We start from the raw sequence: 19,772 nt of genomic DNA on the forward strand, positions 1-19,772 counted from the left end.
TGATACATAACTGTTTTATTTTACATGAACTCTCGAGACATTACAAAGCCAAAAAAGACAGCGTCCGATTCCTCACAGAAGTAAAGGAGGAACGGACGCTGTTTGATCAGCTACTTATTTTAGTTTTTCAAGCTCTTCGTAGAAGAGTTGATCGAGAAGGGCAGGGTTTGCCATTCCTTTTGTTTTCTTCATGATTTGACCGATGACGAAGCCTTTTTTCCGGTCACGTCCACCGAGTAATTCCTCGACGACGGCTGGGTTTGCTTCGAACATCTCGACGATGAGACCACGTAGCAATCCTTCGTCCGAAATTTGTGCAAGACCGTTTGCTTCGACGTATGCAAGCGGTTCAGCACCTTCTTCGATGACGGCCGTGAAGACTTGTTTAGCGATTTTCGAAGAAATCGTTCCGCTTGCGATCAAGTCGATCATCTCCGCCAGACGAGCCGGTGTCATCTTGACTGTTTCGAACGTTTCCGTCGACTTATTCAAGTGACCTTGGATTTCACCGATCGTCCAGTTGGCTGCCGCTTTTGGTTCTGCGCCTGCTGCAAGTGTCGCCTCGAAATACTCTGCCATCTCACGCGTGACCGTCAATTGTTTCGCATCATACGCTGAAAGACCAAGTTCTTCTTGGTAACGAACGCGACGTGCATCCGGAAGTTCTGGGATACCCGCACGGATCGCTTCTTTCCAATCGTGATCAAGCACGAGCTTGACGAGGTCAGGCTCTGGGAAGTAACGGTAATCCGACGCCCCTTCTTTGACACGCATGAGGACGGTTTGTTTTTTCGTCTCATCGAAACGAAGTGTTTCTTGACGCATCACTCCACCCGCAAGCAACAACTTGCGGTGACGATCTTCTTCGAACTCAAGTCCTTTTAAGACGTTTCCGAACGAGTTCAAGTTCTTGAGTTCTGTTTTCGTACCGAACTTCTCTTGTCCGTATGGACGGACCGAGATGTTACAGTCACAACGAAGTGATCCTTCTTCCATCTTGACGTCCGAGACGCCTGCATATTGCAAGACTTCCTTAAGACGTTCGAGATAAGCGACTGCATCTTTCGGTGAACGCATGTCCGCTTCACTAACGATCTCAATGAGTGGTGCGCCTGTCCGGTTGAAGTCGACGACCGAGTGGTTGGCACCCGTGTGGTTCATCTTACCAGCATCTTCTTCCAAATGGACACGTTCGATTCGGAAGCGTTTCGTTTCGCCATCGACTTCCGCATCAATATAGCCATCGAAGCCGATCGGTTGATCGAACTGTGAGATTTGATACGCTTTTGGCGTATCCGGATAAAAGTAGTTCTTCCGGTCGAATTTCGTTTGATCGGCCACTTGACAGTTAAGTGCCATTGCTGCACGAACAGCGAGTTCAACAGCTTTTTCGTTAATTTTCGGTAAGACGCCCGGATGTCCAAGACAAATCGGACACGTTTTCGTGTTCGTCTCTGCGCCGTATTCCCGCGCACAACCACAGAACATCTTCGTGTTCGTGCTCAGTTCGGCGTGGACCTCGATCCCGATGATCGTTTCAAAGTTCATGATACATTCGCTCCTTATAACTTCGGAAGCGCGAATCCGCCTGTCGCAAGCTCAAACGCATGCGCAGCGCGATAGATCGTCGCCTCATCGAAATGTTTTCCAATGATTTGTAAGCCGACTGGAAGACCGTCGACGAATCCAGCTGGAACTGAGATCGCTGGAACACCTGCCAAGTTGATCGGAATCGTCAAGATGTCATTCGCATACATCGTGACCGGATCGTCGAGCTGTGCACCGAGTTCGAATGCTGGTGTCGGTGCTGTTGGTCCGATGATGACGTCATAGTTCGCGAGAACATCGTCAAAGTCTTTTTTGATCAACGTCCGGGCTTGTTGTGCTTTTTTATAGTACGCATCGTAATAACCTGAGCTGAGTGCATACGTTCCGAGCATGATCCGGCGTTTGACTTCGTCTCCGAATCCTTGTGAACGGGAATACTTGAAGACATCTTCAAGTGCATCCGCTTCGGCACGGACTCCGTAACGAATACCGTCAAAGCGCGCAAGGTTCGATGAAGCTTCCGATGAAGCAAGTAAGTAGTACGTCGCAAGCGCATATTTCGAGTTCGGAAGTGACACTTCATCGACTGTCGCACCGAGTGCTTCGAGTTTTTGGATTGCTTCCCGGATGTTGGCTTTGACGCCTTCACTGACACCCTCACCGAAGTATTCTTTCGGAACAGCGATCTTCAGACCTTTGATATCACCTGTCAACGCTTGTGTGTAATCCGTAGCTGCGACGTTCGCAGATGTCGAATCCATCTCACAGTGTCCTGCGATCGCGCTCAACAGATACGCGTTGTCTTCGACTGTCCGTGTCAACGGACCGATTTGGTCAAGCGACGACGCGAACGCAACAAGACCGAAACGTGAGACGAGACCGTATGTCGGTTTCAACCCGACGACACCACAATAGGCAGCCGGTTGACGAATCGAGCCACCTGTATCCGAACCAAGGCTGAATAAGACTTCGCCTGCTGCGACGGCTGCTGCCGAACCACCCGAAGAACCACCTGGAACGTGTTTCGTATTCCATGGGTTGCGAACTGGTTTGTACGCTGAGTTCTCGTTTGAAGAACCCATCGCGAACTCATCCATGTTCAATTTTCCGATTGTGATCGCCCCTGCTTCATGCAGACGCTCGACGACCGTCGCATCATGTGCTGGTACGAAGTTCTCAAGGAATTTCGAACCACATGTCGTCGTCATCCCTTTCGTGACGATGTTATCCTTGACGCCGATCGGAAGACCAAACAATGGATTCGCTTCGTGTTTCGCGACATCATCCATTCGTTTTGCTTGCTCGAATGCTTCTTCGTTCAATGAAAGAAACGCACCGATTTTTCCATCGACACGGTCGATTTGATCAAAGGATTCTTGGACGAGTTCAGAAACTTTGACTTCGCCATCCTGAATGAGTGTGTGTAGTGTTTTGACACCATGTTCAAAAAGTGACATCGGGTCATTTCCTCCTTATTCGAACACCGCTGGGACGCGGACTTGTCCGTCTTCCCAATCGGGTGCGAGTCGTTCTACTTCCGTACGCGGAAGTGATGGACGTACTTCGTCCTTACGTAGGACGTTCTTTAAATCGAGAACGTGGGTCGTCGGTTCGACGCCTGTCGTATCGAGTTCATTTAATTGTTCGGCGAACCCGAGAATCTTCTCGAGTTGTCCTGTGAATTGTGCTACTTCTTCATCTGTCACGGCAAGGCGTGCCAAATGCGCCACGTGGCGGACTTGCTCCTCATTAATCTTTGCCATGTCATTCCACCTCCGGAACTTTTGCAATATATTTTACACTATTTCTAATCATAGCACTTTTCGTCCAGACAAAAAAGACGATGGTGCATCGGGGGGAGGTCCGCACCATCGTCCTTATAGGGGTAGCAAAGCTTCCGGGCGGAAAGCTTCTAGTTATGAAATACCCGGTTTAAATCAGACGAAACAAAAATACTGAATATTCATACTAATACATCGACGAGCAGATAGACATTAAAGACGATAACGATCGAGACGATGATCCAGGCTAACGCGTTCATGAACCGACTGTTCCGGTGTTCCCCCATGTACCGTTCACTCGCTGTCGCCCGAATCAAGGGAATTAGCGCGAACGGAATCCCGAACGATAAGGCGACCTGACTGAGGACAAGTGCCCGTGTCGGATCAAAACCGGAGAACAGCAACAAGATAGCCGGTAACATCGTCACGGTCCGGCGAACGAACAGTGGTAATTGAAGATGGAGGAAGCCACGCATGATCGCGTCACCTGACATCGTCCCGACGCTTGATGAAGCAAGACCTGAAACGAGTAAAGCAATCGCAAACAGATACGGTGCAATGCCGCCGAGCGTGACGTGCAATCCTTCATAGATTTCTTCTAGCGAACCGGCTTGATACTCCGTACCATAAAAGACACTGGCTGCGATGACGAGCATCGCTCCGTTGACCGCTCCGGCAATCAACATCGCTCCCCAGATATCAAAGCGCTGGATCCGTAACATCGACACTTTATTCGCAACGTGCCCCATCCGTCGTTTCGTTAAATCGGAATGGAGATAGATAGCGTGTGGCATGACGGTCGCACCAAGCATGCCGGCAGCAAGGACGATGCTCGATGTGCCTTCGAAACCCGGCATTAGTCCTGCTGATAGATCACGGAAGACCGGATGGACTTCAAAGACTTCAATCGCAAAAGCCGCTGCGATGATTAAAACAAGAACGGCGATGACGGCTTCAAAATGTCGAAGTCCCTTCTGCTCAAATCCGAGGATGACGAATGATAGAACTGCCGTCAGTAATGCTGCCATCCGTAAATCGATCGCAAACAGTAAATGAAATCCGAGTGCGGCTCCGACGAACTCGGCGAGATCGGTCGCCATCGCGACGAGCTCCGCTTGGACCCAGTAGAAAAAGCGAAAGACCGGCGATAACTCTTCCCGGATTACTTCCGCTAAACTGAGATTGCTGACGATTCCAAGTTTGGCTGATAGGAACTGAATGACGACGGCCATCAAGTTCGAGGCAACGATGACCCAGAGCAACAAGTAGCCATATTGGGCACCTGCCGTCATGTTCGTCGCGAAGTTTCCCGGATCGAGATACGCGACGGCAGCAACGAATGCCGGTCCGATATATGTCCGTTTTTTGGGTAAATCTTGTGTAAGTGGCTGTGTCGCCATCTCGTTCACCTCACTTTTTGTTTTCATTATACGCTCATTTTGCGCAAGCGCAACAAATATGTTTATGGTAAATAACAACGTATGAAGTGAACAAAAAAGGGGGGTCTCCTGTAATCAGGAAACACCCCTTCTGTTAGTTAGACAATCTTCCGCTCAGGTTCCGCACCTTTTAGCTGTGCTTGCACTTGATCGAATTCATCATAGATCGCTTGACTCGGTTCCTTCGTCACGAGACTACCGATGACGAGCGCGATCGTCGAAGCGATGAAAGCTGGAATCATCTCATACGTTTCCGAAATGTACGATGGTAATCCGGCGACGTTCTGATTGATGAGGATCCAAGCAATGACGACGACGGATCCCGTGATCATCGAAGCGAGTGCTCCCGTCTTGTTCATCCGGCGCCAAAGCAGGCTGAACAGCACAACTGGTCCGAACGCTGAACCAAAGCCAGCCCACGCGTATCCGACGAGCGTCAGGATCGACTTCTGCGCGCCGAACGATAAGAGAATCGCAAGAACCGCTACGACTAGAACCATGACGCGACCCATGATCATCAGTTCGCGGTCTGAAGCACTACGTTTAAAGAAACGGTGATAGAAATCATTCGTTGCCGCACTCGAAGAGACGAGTAGCTGCGTCGAGATCGTCGACATGATCGCAGCAAGTAATGCTGCTAGCAACAGTCCCGTAATGAACCCTGGGAAAAGATCACGTGATAACTGAATGAAGACATTCTCTGGATTTTTTAGTCCAGCACTTTGTTGTGTGAAATAAGCATAACCGATCAAGCCTGTCACCATCGCACCAACGATCGAGAACGTCATCCAGATCATTCCGACGCGACGTGCTGACTTCATCTCATGTAAGTTCCGAATCGCCATGAAACGAACGATGATATGCGGTTGCCCGAAATACCCGAGTCCCCACGCGAGGAGCGAGACGATACCGATCGTCGTCGTCCCTTTGAAGAGCTCCAGTTTCGAGCCGTCCGTCGACCGAATTGTCTCGAGCGTCTCATTGATCCCGCCACTTAAAGTCAGCGCGACAGCTGGTACGATCAGCAACGCGATGACCATGATCATCCCTTGTACGACGTCCGTCCAACTGACGGCAAGGAAACCACCGAGGAAAACATACGCAATGACGACACCTGCTAGAATCCAAAGACCTGTCGTATACTCGAGACCAAAGACGGCTTCGAACAAACGACCACCTGCGACAAAACCACTTGATGCGTACATTATAAAGAATATTAAGATAACTCCAGCTGAAACAGTACGCAATACACCACTTTTATCGTGAAATCGTTTTTCAAAGTAATCGGGAATCGTGATCGCATCCCCTGCATGTGCTGTATACGCACGCAGACGCGGCGCGACGAGTAACCAGTTGGCATAAGCGCCAAGCAATAATCCGATGACGATCCATCCACTGGACAGACCAGTTGCATACATCGCACCCGGTAATCCCATCAACAGCCAGCCACTCATGTCACTTGCTCCTGCAGAGAGCGCCGTGACGACGGGACCGATCGTACGTCCCCCAAGCATGTAGTCATTCATGTTCTTCGTCCGATAATACGCAATGACGCCAAGTGCGACCATCAGTCCGAGATACAGCAAAATCGCGAACCACATTCCGTTCATCCTTGCTCCCCCTTTTTCCGTGATATAAGAAAAACGGGCGTGCAGGTCGCACACCCGTTTCATCTATTAAACACCATTTCAGAACATTTCTGAAGTTGTTTTTGCTTGAAGATGTAAAGTCAAGTAATCCGGTCCGCCTGCTTTTGAATCCGTACCTGACATGTTGAATCCACCAAATGGTTGGTAGCCAACGATTGCGCCTGTGCAACCACGGTTGAAGTAGAGGTTACCGACGTGGAAGTTCGCACGCGCGTACTCTTGGTTCGTCCGGTCTTGCGTGATGACAGCACCTGTCAAACCGTATTCCGTGTTGTTCGCGATATCGATCGCTTCTTTGAAATCCTTCGCTTTCGTGAAGGCGACGACTGGTCCGAAGATCTCTTCTTGCATCAAACGATCTGTCGGTTGAACGTCCGCGACGACTGTCGGTGAGACGAAGAATCCTGTTGAATCGTCTGCCGTACCACCTGCGACGATGCGTCCTTCTTCTTTTGCGACGTCGAAGTACGACGTGATTTTCTTGAACGCTGCCGCGTCAATGACCGGTCCGACGTTGTTCGAGACATCTGTTGGGTTACCGATGCTGAGTTTGTTCGTGTTCGCGACGACTTTTTCGAGCAACTCGTCATAGACAGAGTCGAGTGCGACGACACGTGAACAAGCTGAACATTTTTGACCCGAGAATCCAAATGCCGCTTTCGTAATCATGTCCGCTGCATAATCGAGATCAGCCGACTCATCGATGACCATTGTATCTTTTCCGCCCATTTCCGCGATGACACGTTTGAGCCAGATTTGACCTTCGTTTAGTTTCGATGCCCGTTCGTTGATACGAAGACCGACATCACGTGATCCCGTGAAGCTGATGAAACGTGTTTTCGGGTGGTCAACGAGGTAGTCACCGACTTCTGCTCCTGAACCGGGTACGAAGTTCAAGACGCCAGCCGGAAGACCAGCCTGCTCCATCACTTCGACGAATTTCGCCGCGACGACCGGTGTCGTCGATGCGGGTTTCAAGAGGATCGGGTTCCCTGCCACGATTGCTGCGACAGCTGTTCCAGCCATGATCGCGAGTGGGAAGTTCCATGGTGAGATGATGACACCAACACCGAGTGGAATGTAATCGTAACGGTTGTATTCGCCTGGACGACTCTCGACTTTTTTGCCGTCTTTTAAGACGAGCATCTGGCGTGCATAGTACTCGAGGAAGTCGATCGCTTCTGCTGTATCGGCATCAGCTTCGTTCCAAGGCTTCCCTGCTTCTTTGACGAGGTAGGCAGAGAACTCATGTTTCCGCTTACGGATGATGTTCGCTGCTTTGAATAGGACGTCCGCACGTACAGACGGATTGACGAATTTCCATGTTTCGAAAGCTGTGACTGCTGCTTGCATCGCTTCTTCTGCATGTTCCTGTGTCGCTTTCGAGACACGTCCGACGATCTCTTCTTTGTTAGCCGGATTGACGGAGACGATTTTATCTTCCGTCGTCACATGTTTTCCACCGATGACGAGCGGATAATCTTTGCCGAGTTCTTGCGTGACGAGTGCAAGTGCCTCTTCGAACGCTTTCTTGTTTGCTTCTTGTGAGAAGTCCGTGAATGGTTCGTGTTTGTACGGAATCATCTCTATTCCCCCTTTAATCTCTACTTTAAATCGCTTACATTCTCCATTGTACAGAAGCATGAGTCCGCTTACAATTATTCTAGTCAAAAAAATAGAGGAGAGACCGATTTGGTCTCTCCTCAGTTCTCTATTATTCCTTTGCTTGTGAAAAGACGATCTCTTCATGTTCAATTGAAACTTTGACGTCTTGTCCTTGGAATAACCAGTCATCTTGATCCGAGACGACGAAGTGGATGCCGTCGACGACTTCTTCGACCGCTGCCCGTTCGACTTCTTCCATATGAACACCAACCGAAAAGCCTTGTGTTAAATCCGTTGAGCCACCATATTTTGCAAAGAAGCGAATCGTATCTCCTGATTTTGCTTCCATCTCATCTTTAAAGTATTGTAATGCCTCATCTGTAATATGAATTTTCATATCTATCACTCCCCTTTCGTTTAGTGTACCGATATCCTACTCAAAAAAGCGAATTTCCTGTATGGTAGAGACAAGATTAGCTAAGGAATCACCATGAAACATTCATCTTAGGAGGAATTCGAATGAAACGATCGCTCGTAGTGCTGCTTGCGACCAGTCTCGTACTCGTCGGTTGCGGAAACGACTCCTCGTCTTCTACAGATACCAAATCCCCGAAGACGACGGAAACGAAACAACAGAAGGCAGAACAAGCCGTTCTTGACGTTTATCAAACATACGAAAAAACGCTCGGTCAATCAGGGCGAGCAGATGCGAAGGATCTCGCATCGATTGAATATACGGGTGACGCAAAACAACTTGAACCCCTCGCCATCGGTGCGAAGAACTTGAACGTCGTTCCCGGAAAAGTCGTTAAGTCGTTCCAAAAAGGCAATGTCGCCTACATCATCCACGAATTCAAGGATGCGAACGGAACGATTCTCCCGAACCGAGGATCGAAGCTGTTACTGAAGAAAGACGACGAGTGGAAGATCGTCCTGACCCCAACGACATTCGATCCGTCCGTCTTCTCGACGCTTGGCGACATGTTCACTGGATTTAACGCTGACGAGTATGGTGTCAATGCGAAGGCGGCCGACGAGATCGGAAAAACGGATGAAAAAGAGCAGGATGCTGTCTTCTCTCGCGTCAATGCCCAAACGGATTATATGGCGCTCGAGATGAACAGTAATATCCTGATGATTTACGGTGAGGCATTGAAGAACGAAGGAAATCCTGAGACGCTCGTTGATTACTATAAAGACTATGCAGACTGGTATGAAGAAGAACAGCCACTCCTCATGAAGACGGCGAAAGCCGGGACGGATTATGAGAAGTACTTGATTGCCCTTGATCCTTTAAAAGAAAGTCTTCAAAAGAAGCTTGAGAAATATGCGGATCAATTAAACATGGAGTTAGGATAAGGAGGAATTTTTCATGCAAGCACCTACATTTACCCTTCCGAACGCACAAGGAGAAACGATTTCCCTCGAGGATTATCGTGGAAAAAAAGTCGTACTCTATTTCTATCCGAAGGATTCAACGCCTGGTTGTACGACCGAGGCATGTGATTTCCGTGATGCGACGCAAGCGTTCGAAGAAAATAACACGGTCATTCTCGGTGTTTCTGCTGATAGTCAGAAACGGCATCAAAATTTTATTGCAAAATACGAATTACCGTTCCAATTGTTATCAGATGTCGATCACGAAGTGTGTGAGCAATATGGCGTCTGGCAACTGAAAAAGAATTACGGTAAGGAATATTTTGGAATTGTTCGTTCGACTTTCCTGATTGATGAGTCCGGTGAAATCGTCAAGGAATGGCGTAGCGTAAAAGTAAAAGATCACGTCGCAGAAGCACTCCAGTACGTCCAAGAGCAGAAATGAGTTCAAGAACCAGTTGTTTTATACAAATGGTTCTTTTTGTATTCAATTCTTTTAAAAACTCCTAATTTTATCCTTACATAAAAATAATTTTTCGTGAAAAAACGTTGGTATCACACATAAATTTAATAATTTTGAAATAATCTGAAAATATTCTATTGATTTTTCTGAATATTGTATTTATTATTGATAACAAGTTGATCCGGTGCTTTCCACAGCTTAAGAATAAAAGGCGATGACCCCTCTTATTTTTAGTCGGACACCGGATCGCTATCCTATTCGGTTCTTATCGTTTCACCAGATATATCTATTTCTTTTGGGAGGGATTTACTTTATGGAAAAGAAAAAGGCACTTGCACTCGTCGGAGCACTGACAATCGCTGGATCAAGTCTTGCGGCATGTTCGACGACAGATGAAGGTAAAAAAGAAGGCGGTTCGACATCGGGAGAAAAATCTTCAGACAAACAAGTCTTGAATATCATCAGCGGTTCGGATATTCCAGCACTTAGCCCGACAGTCGCAACAGACTCTGTATCCTTCACAGTCTTGAACAACGTTCAAGAAGGTCTGTTCCGTCTAGACGAGAATCAAGAAGCAACACCAGGTGTTGCGGAGAGTGTTGATGTTTCTGAAGATGGACTTACATACACGTTCAAACTTCGTGATTCGAAATGGTCGGATGGCAGCGATGTCACAGCAAAAGACTTCGAATACGCATGGAAACGCGTTCTTGATCCAAAGAGTGGTTCGCAGTATGCATACATCATGTATATCATCGATGGAGCTGAAGCATATAACACAAGTAAAGGAAAAGCAGATGATGTCGCAGTTAAAGCGGTTGATGACAAAACGCTTGAAGTCAAGTTGACTCAACCAGCTGAATACTTCAAATCGTTGACTGGTTTCGGTTCATTCATGCCACTAAAACAAGAATTCGTCGAAGAACAAGGCAAAAACTTCGCATCGAAGCCGGATACATTCCTTTACAATGGTCCATTCGTTCTCTCGGAATGGAAAACAGATGTTGGCTGGACATACAAAAAGAATGATCAGTACTGGGATAAAGATAAAGTCAAACTCGAAGACATCAACGTAAAAATTGTTAAAGAAGTCTCGACGGGCGTCAACTTATATGAAAAAGGTGACATTGATCAAGCTGGCTTAACGAGTGAGTTCGTTGATCAGTATAAAGATAAGGAAGACTTCGAAACACGTCTTGATGCAGCAATGTACTATATCCAAATGAACTTCAAGAACGAACTCTTGAAGAACAAAGATATCCGTAAAGCGATCGACTCTGGATACGATAAAGCTCAGATGGCTGAAGTTCTCTTGAACAACGGTTCGATCCCTGCTTACTACTACGTACCAAAAGACTTCGCAAAAGGTCCAGACGGTAAAGACTTCCGTGACGGCAACGAAGGCTTTGGTTCATACGATGCATCTGCTGCAAAAGCATCATTCGAAAAAGGACTCAAAGAAGTCGGTAAGAAATCGATGAAACTTGAGCTTCTCTCTTACGATGATGACAACTCGAAAAAAATCTCTGAGTACCTTAAAGGCGAGTGGGAGAAAAACCTTCCAGGTCTTGAAGTTACGATCAAACAACAACCGTTCAAGAACAAGCTAGACCTAGAGTCAAAAGGTGAGTTCGAACTGTCATTCGCAGGATGGGGACCTGACTACCAAGATCCGATGACATTCCTCGATATGTGGGTAACAGGTGGACCATACAACCGTGGTAAGTACACGAGCGACAAATATGATTCACTCATCAAATCAGCTCAAAAAGAAGTAGATGCTGAGAAACGTTGGCAGTCCCTCAAAGATGCTGAGAAAACACTCCTTGAAGAGGATCAAGCAATCTCGGTTATGTACCAACGTGGTGTTTCTTCTCTTCGTAAACCGTATGTCAAAGGAATCGTCAACCACAAAGTTGGTGCCGATACTTCGTACAAATGGGCTTACATCGAAGGAAAATAAGTTATATCAAAAGACCAGATTCGCTGACGAGCGTGTCTGGTCTTTTTTTCCATCTGAGTCGTTTGTCCTATTTTTCTGAATAGAATTAAAATTTCGTGTCATTCTGTTTTCATTTCCATGACTTCCATTTATACTAAGCAAAGAATCCGATTCACTTTATTTACAATATTTTGCGGGAATTATTCATAATTAATGGAAATGTACCGATATATCTAATACAGAGGACTTTTGCCTCAATACTACATCGAACTAGGAAGGAGGACTCACTCATGAAGCAACGTGTACTTACGAGTCAACAGAGTTATACAGAAGAGCAACTTGAGATGATTGAAGCCATCCGTGCGGTCGGTGAACTCATCCAGGACCGTCCACGCCGTACTGTCTATCGCCGTTATGCTTTAGTTAATGACTGGCCTCAGCCGGAAAATATCATTCGTCAATTCGGATCGTGGCCGGAAGCTTTGTCTGCTGCTGGATACGAGTGGAATGTCGATCAACAGCCGGAGGAGCTCGAGCGGGCACCGAAATATACGAAAGACGAAATCTTAAAGTCGTTCGAACGGTACGCACAAGACGTCGGCTCTACGATCACCCTCAAGAAGTACCAGATGTGGCGTAAATCCGTCCATCATGCACCGAGTCACTATCACATCGTCAAGATGTTCGGTTCGTGGCACGATGCTTGTACCGCTGCAGGACTTGAAGCGAGCGTCACTTATTCGAAAGCTGAACTTGCTGCTTCTCTGCGTCAAGCAATCGAGGAAGTCGGCTTTGCCCTCTCTTTTGAAGCGTATCGGGAATGGGCAAAACGGAACAACAAACCGTCGACGAAAGCTTTACTTCATCGTTATGGTTCTTGGTCAGCTGCAATCCATGCGATTGAAAACGAGATTCGTCTCAGCAAACAACAAGCACAATGAACTTATTCTTTTTCGATCCTTCTCGTTCATCTGAACTGGGAGGATTTTTTATATCAAAAAAGAAGATAGCGTCTCTGCCACCTTCTTCTACTTGATTTAAATAACCTTCTCTTTCCACTCCTGATACGATGCGACACGGTCGCGTCCTTGGAACTTCGCTCCGACGTACATCGCGCGGTCGGCATTTCGAATCAAACTCGCAAGATCACCAAGTTCCTTTAATGTATCGATTCCGATACTAGCCGTAATCCGGAGCGTATGTCCTTCGACTAAGATTGGATTTGCATGCAACGTCTCGCGAATTCGTTCTGCGACGATTTGGGCAGAATCAAGATCCGTATTCGGTAGTAAAATAACGAATTCCTCTCCCCCGTAACGCGCGACAAGATCCGTGATACGTGTTGCCTGCATCAATAACTTCGCAACTTCAAATAGGACGACGTCTCCGACTTCATGCCCGTACGTATCATTAATTTGTTTAAAATGATCTAGATCGATCATTAAGGCTGAAAACGGATAAAGATCGCGTTGTTTAATACGACGATCGCCCCACTCTTGCAAGGCACGATAGTTCGGTAGTTTTGTCATCGCATCCGTCCGACTGTCTGTCAACAAGCGCTCTCGTTCGTGTGCTCGTTCCACTGCCCACGACAGAACACGTAAAGCGCGGTATAGCTCATATCCGAAATCCTGTGTGAATTCACCACTTGCGTTCGAGGCAAGGAGCAACGAGCAGTTGATCGTCTCTGTCGCTTCCGGTTGAATGAAGAGGACGGACTGTGTCTCTTCCGGCAAACTATCGTAAAGACGGATATCCCACTCCTGTTGCATCCCGTAAAGAAGAACTTCTTCTTTTTCGATGATGTCTTCAATGATTCGCCCTTCGACATGATCGGCTTTTAACTTTCGTCCATCCTTCAACGAATAGTACACGCTTTGCTTTCCTTCTTTGAAATCAAACTTAATCCAAGCGATATCCGGTTTGACGAATTGATTAAGCTGTCGTAGATATCGTTCAATGATGAACTGGGCATCGCCGTCCTTCCAAGCAGCCTCTTTCAATCGCTCAATCTGTTCCCAATGTTCAATCCGATCCGTCGCTTCGACTGAACTCCCAAGTGCGCGCTTGATGATGAATAATGCAAAGGCAGCCATGACGAGTCCACTATTTCCGTTTCCTTGAACGACGAGCGTACTGAAAATACCGTATAACAATTCTGCCGTGATGACGACCGCTTCAAAACGTAGCAGCTGGAACATGACGTCGCTTGGGATGTTTTCTCCAAGAAGAAATCTGGATAACTGGTATTGCAATAAGAGGACGATCCAGAGAATCGCGACCATCGCCAGTAACGGCACGATGTTTTCCGTCAGCACGAATGCTTCGCCATGTGTTCCACCGAGTGCATTATAGGCAAGACCTGCTGGAACAATTAAAAACAATTCGAGTGTGACGTTAAATGGATAGTTATGTAACATCCGCCGACGTCCGATTGGTGTATGAATCGTTCGCAACTGATAGATAAGCATCGTCAATTGACCGACACAAATCGCTGATAACAATCCATACGTTAAAAATGTAAAGAGGACGAATCCAAAATGGAAAGTAAAACTCATATGACGACGACGGACAGGATCGACGACGAAAATCGTCGATAAGGCGGCAATCAATAAGAACGTAAACAAATCGACGCTGAGACTATAATCTCTCGACTTCGCAAAAAGATCGATGCCTATGACGATTACGAAAAAAACGACCCAGCTTCGAAGGAGATATTGTTGAAAACGACGCACAAAACATTCCCCTTCCTCTAAGTTATGTAGTTGTATATTAATGGAAATCGATATGTCTATTATTCTACTTTTCAAGCAAAAAGTCGAACTTCGATGGTCTCCTTTGATACAATTGACGCGAGGTGATTTTTTCATGACAAAAACATTCACGCAACACGCATTTGATACATTTCAGATTGATGGACTAGAACCACGAATGGAAGCGATTCGTGAACGCATCCAGCCGGTCTTTCGAGACATCGGTCAGGAAGTCGCACCTGACTTAACGGTCGCAACAGCAGAAGATGTCCATGTTCACATCGCGCAACATGCCCGTCGGAAGGTCAACCCTCCGAAGGATACATGGATGGCCTTCTCCCCCGATAAACGTGGATACAAGAAACATCCGCATTTCCAAGTCGGTCTGTTTGATGATCATCTGTTCATTTGGCTCGCCTACATTTACGAGTTGCCGAATAAACAACAATACGCATCGAAACTATTACAGCATACCGAACTGCTGACATCCCTTCCGGATGATTTCGTCGTCTCATACGATCATATGAAAAAAGACGCGGTCTCCGTTCATGAGACGGATATTGAAAAAGGATTACAACGTTTCCACGACGTCAAAAAGGCAGAATTCCTTGTTGGCCGCCATATTCCGGCAGAACAAGTGCATCACCTGTCACGCGAAGAATTATTGGAAATGATTCGAAATACCTATTCGCATCTCGTACCACTCTACAAAACGATTAAATAAAAAGGATGGCCGAATCGGTCATCCTTTTTACATTAGTTATATTTTACTAGAATTGACATGACTTGTGTACGGTCGGAATTCAAATTTAGATAAATGTTGACCTGTTTTGAGGAAACCGTCATGACGTTGAATGTTTTATCGAGTTTCGCTGTCGGATACGCTTGTTTAACTTCCTTGACCGTCACAGTCCGTTTAACCTGCTTCGGATCATAGACGATAGCACTGACTTTCGCTTTTGAATCTTTCACACCATACGTAGAACAGTAATGGAGGGCACGATCCGCTGAGGCGAGACCATTTCCGCTTTGACACCAATTCGAGTTCTTTTCCCCCTTGTACGCTTTATGTACTTGTGCAAGTGTCGTTTTTTCAAGTGCAACTTTTCCATCGAGTGAACGCGCTTGTTTTGCTTGTGTTTGAATTTCTTGCAACCATTTGACGTCTGTCTGTTTAGTTGCTTCGACTGGTTGGTTATATGAAGTGCCTGACACGATGCTGACAGTGAGTGCGGCAGTTAAGATGATTCCTAAGACTTGTTTCATGATGATGTCCTCCTCGGCGCCTATGAAAGGCGTTGATAATAAACTGATTCCCCTATTTCAAAAAATTATTCAGTTTTTATAGTTTTTTTCTGGGAACTTATATTTATTTTTTTGATGAGAAATAAAAAAGAACCTAGTGTCGCATGACACTAGGTTCTACCTCATTTCTTATGCATCTTAAACTCCAAGAACAACTCATTGTAATGCGCGAGCATTTTCTTTCCGAGGTTCTCATAGACTTCAAGCGTATCGGTAACTTGTTTATCAGGATAGAATCGCTCATCGGTCCGAACCGATTTATCGAGCAGTTTCAAGCCTTCTTTGTTTGGTGTCGAATAGCCGACGTAGTCTGCGTTCTTCGCTGAAATATCAGGACGCAACATGAAATTGATGAACTCATGTGCCCCCTCGACGTTTTTCGCTGTCTTCGGAATGACGATGTTGTCGAACCAGACGTTTGATCCTTCTTTTGGAATGACATAGTCGAGATTCTCGTTTTCACTCATGATCTCGTTTGCGTCACCAGACCAGACGACACCAAGTCCTGCTTCTTCATTTGCGAGCAATAACTTGATCTCGTCCCCGACGATTGCCTTGACGTTTGGTGTCAGGCGCATCAAGTTCGCTTTGGCTTCCTGTAGTTTCGACTCATCCGTTTCATTCAACGAATAACCTAGACTATTCAGGCTCATCCCCATGACTTCACGGGCACCGTCAGCGAGTAGAATCTGATTCTTTAGCTTCGGATCCCAAAGGTCCTTCCAGCTCGTCGGTTTTTTCCCACCAATTAAGTCTTTATTGTAAACGATACCGACCGTTCCCCAGAAATACGGAATCGAGTACTTGTTGTTCGGATCGAACGATAAATCTAGAAAGCGTGAATCGATGTTTTTGAGATTCGGAATCTTTTGATGATCGATCGGAACAACGAGCTTCTCATCGATCATCTTCGCAATCGCATAGTCGGACGGAACGGCGATATCGTATGTCGTTCCGCCTTGTTCGATCTTCGTCAGCATTGCTTCGTTTGAATCGAATGTTTGATAGACGACCTTGATGCCGCTCTCTTTTTCAAACTGTTTGATCAATGCTGGGTCGATGTAATCGCCCCAGTTGTAGATGTTCAGGACATTTTTACCCGAATACCCTTGTGTCTCGTTCAACTGATTCAAGGTGAATAGGATGACACCTGAAATCAAGAAAATCGCGGCGAACAATTGAATCAATTTTTTCAACGGTCATTTCACCTCCGGTCGCGAAAGCTTCGTAGCAGCTCGTTGGTTCAAGAAGTAGTAGCCGATGACGAGTAAGAACGTAAACAAGAAGATGACAGTCGACAAGGCGTTGATCTTCATCGAAATCCCTTGACGGGCAAGAGAGTAGATTTCTACAGATAATGTCGTAAAGCCATTTCCTGTCACAAAGAACGTCACCGCAAAATCATCAAGTGAGTACGTCAATGCCGTGAAGAAGCCGGCAAAGATACCTGGTGTAATGTACGGCAGGATGACTTTCGTCAGAACGTCCCAACGGCTTGCACCTAAGTCACGCGCTGCATCAACGAGCGTCGGACTCATCTCCTGCAACTTCGGCAGGACGAGAATGACGACGATCGGTACCGAAAATGCGATGTGTGACAGTAAGACCGACGTAAACCCGAGCTGGATGCCAAGTAGCGTGAAGAAAATCAAGAACGATGCCCCGATGATGACATCCGGACTGACGATCAAGATGCTGTTCAGTGTTAGTAATGACGTCTCGACGCGCTTCTTGCGCACGGCTTGAATTCCGATCGCTCCGAACACGCCAAGAATCGTCGAGATCGCTGCGGATAACAAGGCGATGACGAGTGTGTTCAAGACGATGATCAACAAGCGTGAGTCTTGGAAGACTTCCTTGTACCAATCCCACGTGAACGAATCGAAGTTCGTCATGTTATCAGCACTATTAAACGAATAGAATGCCAAGTAGAAAATCGGAGCATACAAAATGATGAAGACACCGATTAAATAAAGATTTGCTAGTTTCAGACGTTTCATCAAGTCGTCGCTCCTTTCTTCCGTTTCGTGCTCGTTAACGCAAGGATGATTGCCATCGCGATGATGAGGAAGACGGCAATCGTCGCTCCCATACCCCAGTTTTGCGTTACGAGGAACTGCTGTTCAATCGCTGTACCGAGCGTGATGACGCGGTTCCCGGCAATCAGACGCGTAATCATGAACAGCGATAATGCCGGAATGAAGACGAGCTGACAGCCCGATTTCACACCATCAAGCGTCAACGGGAAGACAACACGGCGGAACGTCGTGAAGTTTGATGCTCCAAGGTCACGTGCAGCGAAGACGAGTGACGGACTGAGTTTTTCGATCGCGTTGAAGATCGGTAGGATCATGAACGGAATGAAGATATAGACCGATACGAAAACAAAACTGAAGTCGGTAAAGAGAATCTGTTGTCGCCCGATCCCAATCGCTTCAAGCGTTTGGTTCGCGAGACCATACGTACTGAACAATCCGATGAAGGCATAAGCTTTCAGCAACAAGTTGATCCACGTCGGCAAGATGATCAGCAATAGCCACAACTGTTTATGCTTCGTTTTCGTCAACAAGTAAGCCGTCGGATAACCGATCAAGAGCGAAAACACCGTAATCAAAAATGCATACCAGAACGAGCTGAGTGTCATCGTCAAATACGTCGACGTAAAGAAGTTCTGGTAGTTCTCAAATGAGAAGTTGCCGTCCAAATCAAGGAATGAATAGTAGACGACGAGTACGATTGGTGCAATGACGAACAAGGCAATCCAGAATAGATACGGAATGAGATACCAGTTACGTGATTTTTGCATCATAACACCCCGTCGTAGGATTCCAGACGCTTATCGAATTCTTCTTCCGTCTCGTTCAATCGCATGACGTGGATCGCTTCCGGATCAAATGTCAGACCGATCTGCTCACCCACCGTCGCCTTTTTCGTACTGTGAACGAGCCATTCGTTGCCGACTTCATCCATGCAGGCGATCTCGTAGTGCACGCCACGGAAGAGTTGCGAATCGACAGTCACTTGCAGTTTCCCTTGTGTCACGTTCGTGATTTCAAGATCCTCCGGACGGATAACGATCTCGACCGGTTCGTTTAGTTCAAGACCACGGTCGACACATTCGAATTCCTTTTCTGCGAACCAGACTCGGTAATCTTCCACCATGCGTCCAGGAATGATGTTCGACTCACCGATGAAATCAGCGACGAAGCGGTTGATCGGTTCATCATAGATATCCGTTGGTGTGCCCGATTGTTGAATGACACCATGATTGAGGACGAAAATCTCATCTGACATCGCGAGTGCTTCTTCTTGGTCGTGCGTGACGAAGATGAACGTGATGCCAAGACGACGTTGTAAGTCGCGGAGCTCATACTGCATCTCCGTCCGTAGTTTTAAATCGAGTGCTGAGAGTGGTTCATCAAGCAGGATGACTTCCGGCTCATTGACGATCGCCCGGGCAATCGCGACACGTTGCCGTTGTCCACCCGACATCTCGGTGATTTCTCGTTTCTCATACCCCGACAAGTTGACGAACTTCAACGCGTCCGTCACGCGTTTTGCGATTTCTGCTTCTTTTACCTTCTTGATCCGAAGACCGAAGGCGATGTTTTCGAAAACGTTCAAGTGCGGGAAGAGTGCATAGTCTTGGAAAACAGTATTGACTTGACGTTTGTTCGCCGGTACATCGTTGATTCGTTTTCCGTTGAAGATGATGTCTCCTTCTGTTGCTTCCGAAAAGCCAGCAATCAGTCGTAAGATCGTCGTTTTCCCACAACCCGATGGTCCAAGTAACGTATAGAACTTTCCTCGTTCGATTTCAAAGCTGACTTGGTCGAGGACGGTCTGATCGTCGTATCGTTTCGTGACGTCCTTGAATTGAATGATCGTAGTATCTGCCAATCTAGTTCCT

The 19,772-nt window shown here is 46.8% G+C and carries 18 protein-coding genes; 5 read left to right on the top strand and 13 right to left on the bottom strand.

Annotation, left to right across the window (positions count from 1 at the left end):
• Nucleotides 1-114: 114 nt before the first annotated feature.
• The 7 genes from gatB to ACZGCQ_RS10335 form a co-directional block, all read right to left on the bottom strand.
• Complete coding sequence (gene gatB, locus ACZGCQ_RS10305; RefSeq protein WP_481266185.1) at nucleotides 115-1,548, bottom strand: Asp-tRNA(Asn)/Glu-tRNA(Gln) amidotransferase subunit GatB; 1,434 nt, start codon at nucleotides 1,546-1,548, stop codon at nucleotides 115-117.
• Between the two features lie 14 nt (nucleotides 1,549-1,562).
• The gene (gene gatA / locus ACZGCQ_RS10310; protein ID WP_029342575.1) at nucleotides 1,563-3,005 is read right to left on the bottom strand and encodes an Asp-tRNA(Asn)/Glu-tRNA(Gln) amidotransferase subunit GatA; all 1,443 of its coding nucleotides are present in this window, start codon (nucleotides 3,003-3,005) and stop codon (nucleotides 1,563-1,565) included.
• A 15-nt stretch (nucleotides 3,006-3,020) separates the two neighbouring features.
• Nucleotides 3,021-3,311: an Asp-tRNA(Asn)/Glu-tRNA(Gln) amidotransferase subunit GatC gene (gatC, locus tag ACZGCQ_RS10315; RefSeq protein ID WP_023469336.1), complete on the bottom strand. Its 291-nt coding sequence runs from the start codon at nucleotides 3,309-3,311 to the stop codon at nucleotides 3,021-3,023.
• A gap of 200 nt (nucleotides 3,312-3,511) precedes the next feature.
• Nucleotides 3,512-4,756, bottom strand: coding sequence for an Nramp family divalent metal transporter (locus ACZGCQ_RS10320; RefSeq protein ID WP_481266186.1), 1,245 nt, complete (start codon nucleotides 4,754-4,756; stop codon nucleotides 3,512-3,514).
• A 110-nt stretch (nucleotides 4,757-4,866) separates the two neighbouring features.
• Nucleotides 4,867-6,378 (bottom strand): sodium/proline symporter PutP, encoded by a 1,512-nt coding sequence (putP, locus tag ACZGCQ_RS10325; protein WP_481266187.1) that lies wholly within the window; start codon nucleotides 6,376-6,378, stop codon nucleotides 4,867-4,869.
• Between the two features lie 78 nt (nucleotides 6,379-6,456).
• A complete protein-coding gene (gene pruA, locus ACZGCQ_RS10330) occupies nucleotides 6,457-8,001 on the bottom strand; it encodes an L-glutamate gamma-semialdehyde dehydrogenase (protein WP_029342578.1) in 1,545 nt (514 codons plus the stop codon).
• 130 nt (nucleotides 8,002-8,131) lie between these two features.
• Complete coding sequence (locus tag ACZGCQ_RS10335; protein WP_023469340.1) at nucleotides 8,132-8,419, bottom strand: HesB/YadR/YfhF family protein; 288 nt, start codon at nucleotides 8,417-8,419, stop codon at nucleotides 8,132-8,134.
• Between the two features lie 122 nt (nucleotides 8,420-8,541).
• Between ACZGCQ_RS10335 and ACZGCQ_RS10340 the strand changes: the two genes are divergently transcribed.
• The 4 genes from ACZGCQ_RS10340 (at nucleotide 8,542) to ACZGCQ_RS10355 (ending at nucleotide 12,745) form a co-directional block, all read left to right on the top strand.
• A complete protein-coding gene (locus tag ACZGCQ_RS10340; protein WP_481266188.1) occupies nucleotides 8,542-9,381 on the top strand; it encodes a hypothetical protein in 840 nt (279 codons plus the stop codon).
• Nucleotides 9,382-9,394: 13 nt separating this feature from the next.
• Nucleotides 9,395-9,844, top strand: a complete 450-nt coding sequence (gene bcp, locus ACZGCQ_RS10345) for a thioredoxin-dependent thiol peroxidase (protein ID WP_029342580.1) — start codon at nucleotides 9,395-9,397, stop codon at nucleotides 9,842-9,844.
• 331 nt (nucleotides 9,845-10,175) lie between these two features.
• The gene (locus ACZGCQ_RS10350; protein WP_481266189.1) at nucleotides 10,176-11,825 is read left to right on the top strand and encodes a peptide ABC transporter substrate-binding protein; all 1,650 of its coding nucleotides are present in this window, start codon (nucleotides 10,176-10,178) and stop codon (nucleotides 11,823-11,825) included.
• 269 nt (nucleotides 11,826-12,094) lie between these two features.
• The gene (locus ACZGCQ_RS10355; protein WP_047393045.1) at nucleotides 12,095-12,745 is read left to right on the top strand and encodes a homing endonuclease associated repeat-containing protein; all 651 of its coding nucleotides are present in this window, start codon (nucleotides 12,095-12,097) and stop codon (nucleotides 12,743-12,745) included.
• 96 nt (nucleotides 12,746-12,841) lie between these two features.
• On the opposite strand, the gene ACZGCQ_RS10360 is transcribed toward ACZGCQ_RS10355, so the two are convergent.
• On the bottom strand, nucleotides 12,842-14,539 hold the full coding sequence (locus ACZGCQ_RS10360) for a GGDEF domain-containing protein (protein WP_481266190.1): 1,698 nt from the start codon (nucleotides 14,537-14,539) through the stop codon (nucleotides 12,842-12,844).
• Between the two features lie 133 nt (nucleotides 14,540-14,672).
• On the opposite strand from ACZGCQ_RS10360, the gene ACZGCQ_RS10365 reads away from it, so the two are divergent.
• Entirely contained in the window at nucleotides 14,673-15,281 is a 609-nt protein-coding gene (locus ACZGCQ_RS10365; protein ID WP_481266191.1) for a YktB family protein, read from the top strand.
• Nucleotides 15,282-15,313: 32 nt separating this feature from the next.
• Here the strand turns inward: ACZGCQ_RS10365 and ACZGCQ_RS10370 are convergent, their stop codons facing one another.
• The 5 genes from ACZGCQ_RS10370 to ACZGCQ_RS10390 form a co-directional block, all read right to left on the bottom strand.
• Nucleotides 15,314-15,823: a hypothetical protein gene (locus ACZGCQ_RS10370; RefSeq protein WP_029342585.1), complete on the bottom strand. Its 510-nt coding sequence runs from the start codon at nucleotides 15,821-15,823 to the stop codon at nucleotides 15,314-15,316.
• 161 nt (nucleotides 15,824-15,984) lie between these two features.
• Complete coding sequence (locus tag ACZGCQ_RS10375; protein ID WP_047393031.1) at nucleotides 15,985-17,058, bottom strand: ABC transporter substrate-binding protein; 1,074 nt, start codon at nucleotides 17,056-17,058, stop codon at nucleotides 15,985-15,987.
• Between the two features lie 3 nt (nucleotides 17,059-17,061).
• A complete protein-coding gene (locus tag ACZGCQ_RS10380) occupies nucleotides 17,062-17,862 on the bottom strand; it encodes an ABC transporter permease (RefSeq protein WP_029342587.1) in 801 nt (266 codons plus the stop codon).
• Entirely contained in the window at nucleotides 17,862-18,671 is an 810-nt protein-coding gene (locus ACZGCQ_RS10385; RefSeq protein ID WP_029342588.1) for an ABC transporter permease, read from the bottom strand. The genes ACZGCQ_RS10380 and ACZGCQ_RS10385 overlap by 1 nt, the downstream gene beginning before the upstream one ends.
• Nucleotides 18,668-19,762: an ABC transporter ATP-binding protein gene (locus tag ACZGCQ_RS10390; RefSeq protein WP_023469351.1), complete on the bottom strand. Its 1,095-nt coding sequence runs from the start codon at nucleotides 19,760-19,762 to the stop codon at nucleotides 18,668-18,670. Before ACZGCQ_RS10390 ends, ACZGCQ_RS10385 begins: the two co-directional genes overlap by 4 nt.
• Between the last annotated feature and the right edge of the window lie 10 nt (nucleotides 19,763-19,772).

The sequence above is a fragment of the Exiguobacterium sp. HSB13 genome, assembly GCF_056764755.1.

Excerpts from the sequence above, each read along its gene's own strand:
- ACZGCQ_RS10355 (WP_047393045.1), top strand. The coding sequence starts at position 12,095 with ATGAAGCAACGTGTACTTACGAGTCAACAGAGTTATACAGAAGAGCAA.
- ACZGCQ_RS10365 (WP_481266191.1), top strand. The coding sequence starts at position 14,673 with ATGACAAAAACATTCACGCAACACGCATTTGATACATTTCAGATTGAT.
- ACZGCQ_RS10370 (WP_029342585.1), bottom strand. The coding sequence starts at position 15,823 with ATGAAACAAGTCTTAGGAATCATCTTAACTGCCGCACTCACTGTCAGC.
- ACZGCQ_RS10340 (WP_481266188.1), top strand. The coding sequence starts at position 8,542 with ATGAAACGATCGCTCGTAGTGCTGCTTGCGACCAGTCTCGTACTCGTC.
- putP (WP_481266187.1), bottom strand. The coding sequence starts at position 6,378 with ATGAACGGAATGTGGTTCGCGATTTTGCTGTATCTCGGACTGATGGTC.
- ACZGCQ_RS10380 (WP_029342587.1), bottom strand. The coding sequence starts at position 17,862 with ATGAAACGTCTGAAACTAGCAAATCTTTATTTAATCGGTGTCTTCATC.
- ACZGCQ_RS10385 (WP_029342588.1), bottom strand. The coding sequence starts at position 18,671 with ATGATGCAAAAATCACGTAACTGGTATCTCATTCCGTATCTATTCTGG.
- gatA (WP_029342575.1), bottom strand. The coding sequence starts at position 3,005 with ATGTCACTTTTTGAACATGGTGTCAAAACACTACACACACTCATTCAG.
- gatC (WP_023469336.1), bottom strand. The coding sequence starts at position 3,311 with ATGGCAAAGATTAATGAGGAGCAAGTCCGCCACGTGGCGCATTTGGCA.
- pruA (WP_029342578.1), bottom strand. The coding sequence starts at position 8,001 with ATGATTCCGTACAAACACGAACCATTCACGGACTTCTCACAAGAAGCA.
- bcp (WP_029342580.1), top strand. The coding sequence starts at position 9,395 with ATGCAAGCACCTACATTTACCCTTCCGAACGCACAAGGAGAAACGATT.
- gatB (WP_481266185.1), bottom strand. The coding sequence starts at position 1,548 with ATGAACTTTGAAACGATCATCGGGATCGAGGTCCACGCCGAACTGAGC.
- ACZGCQ_RS10335 (WP_023469340.1), bottom strand. The coding sequence starts at position 8,419 with ATGAAAATTCATATTACAGATGAGGCATTACAATACTTTAAAGATGAG.
- ACZGCQ_RS10320 (WP_481266186.1), bottom strand. The coding sequence starts at position 4,756 with ATGAAAACAAAAAGTGAGGTGAACGAGATGGCGACACAGCCACTTACA.
- ACZGCQ_RS10350 (WP_481266189.1), top strand. The coding sequence starts at position 10,176 with ATGGAAAAGAAAAAGGCACTTGCACTCGTCGGAGCACTGACAATCGCT.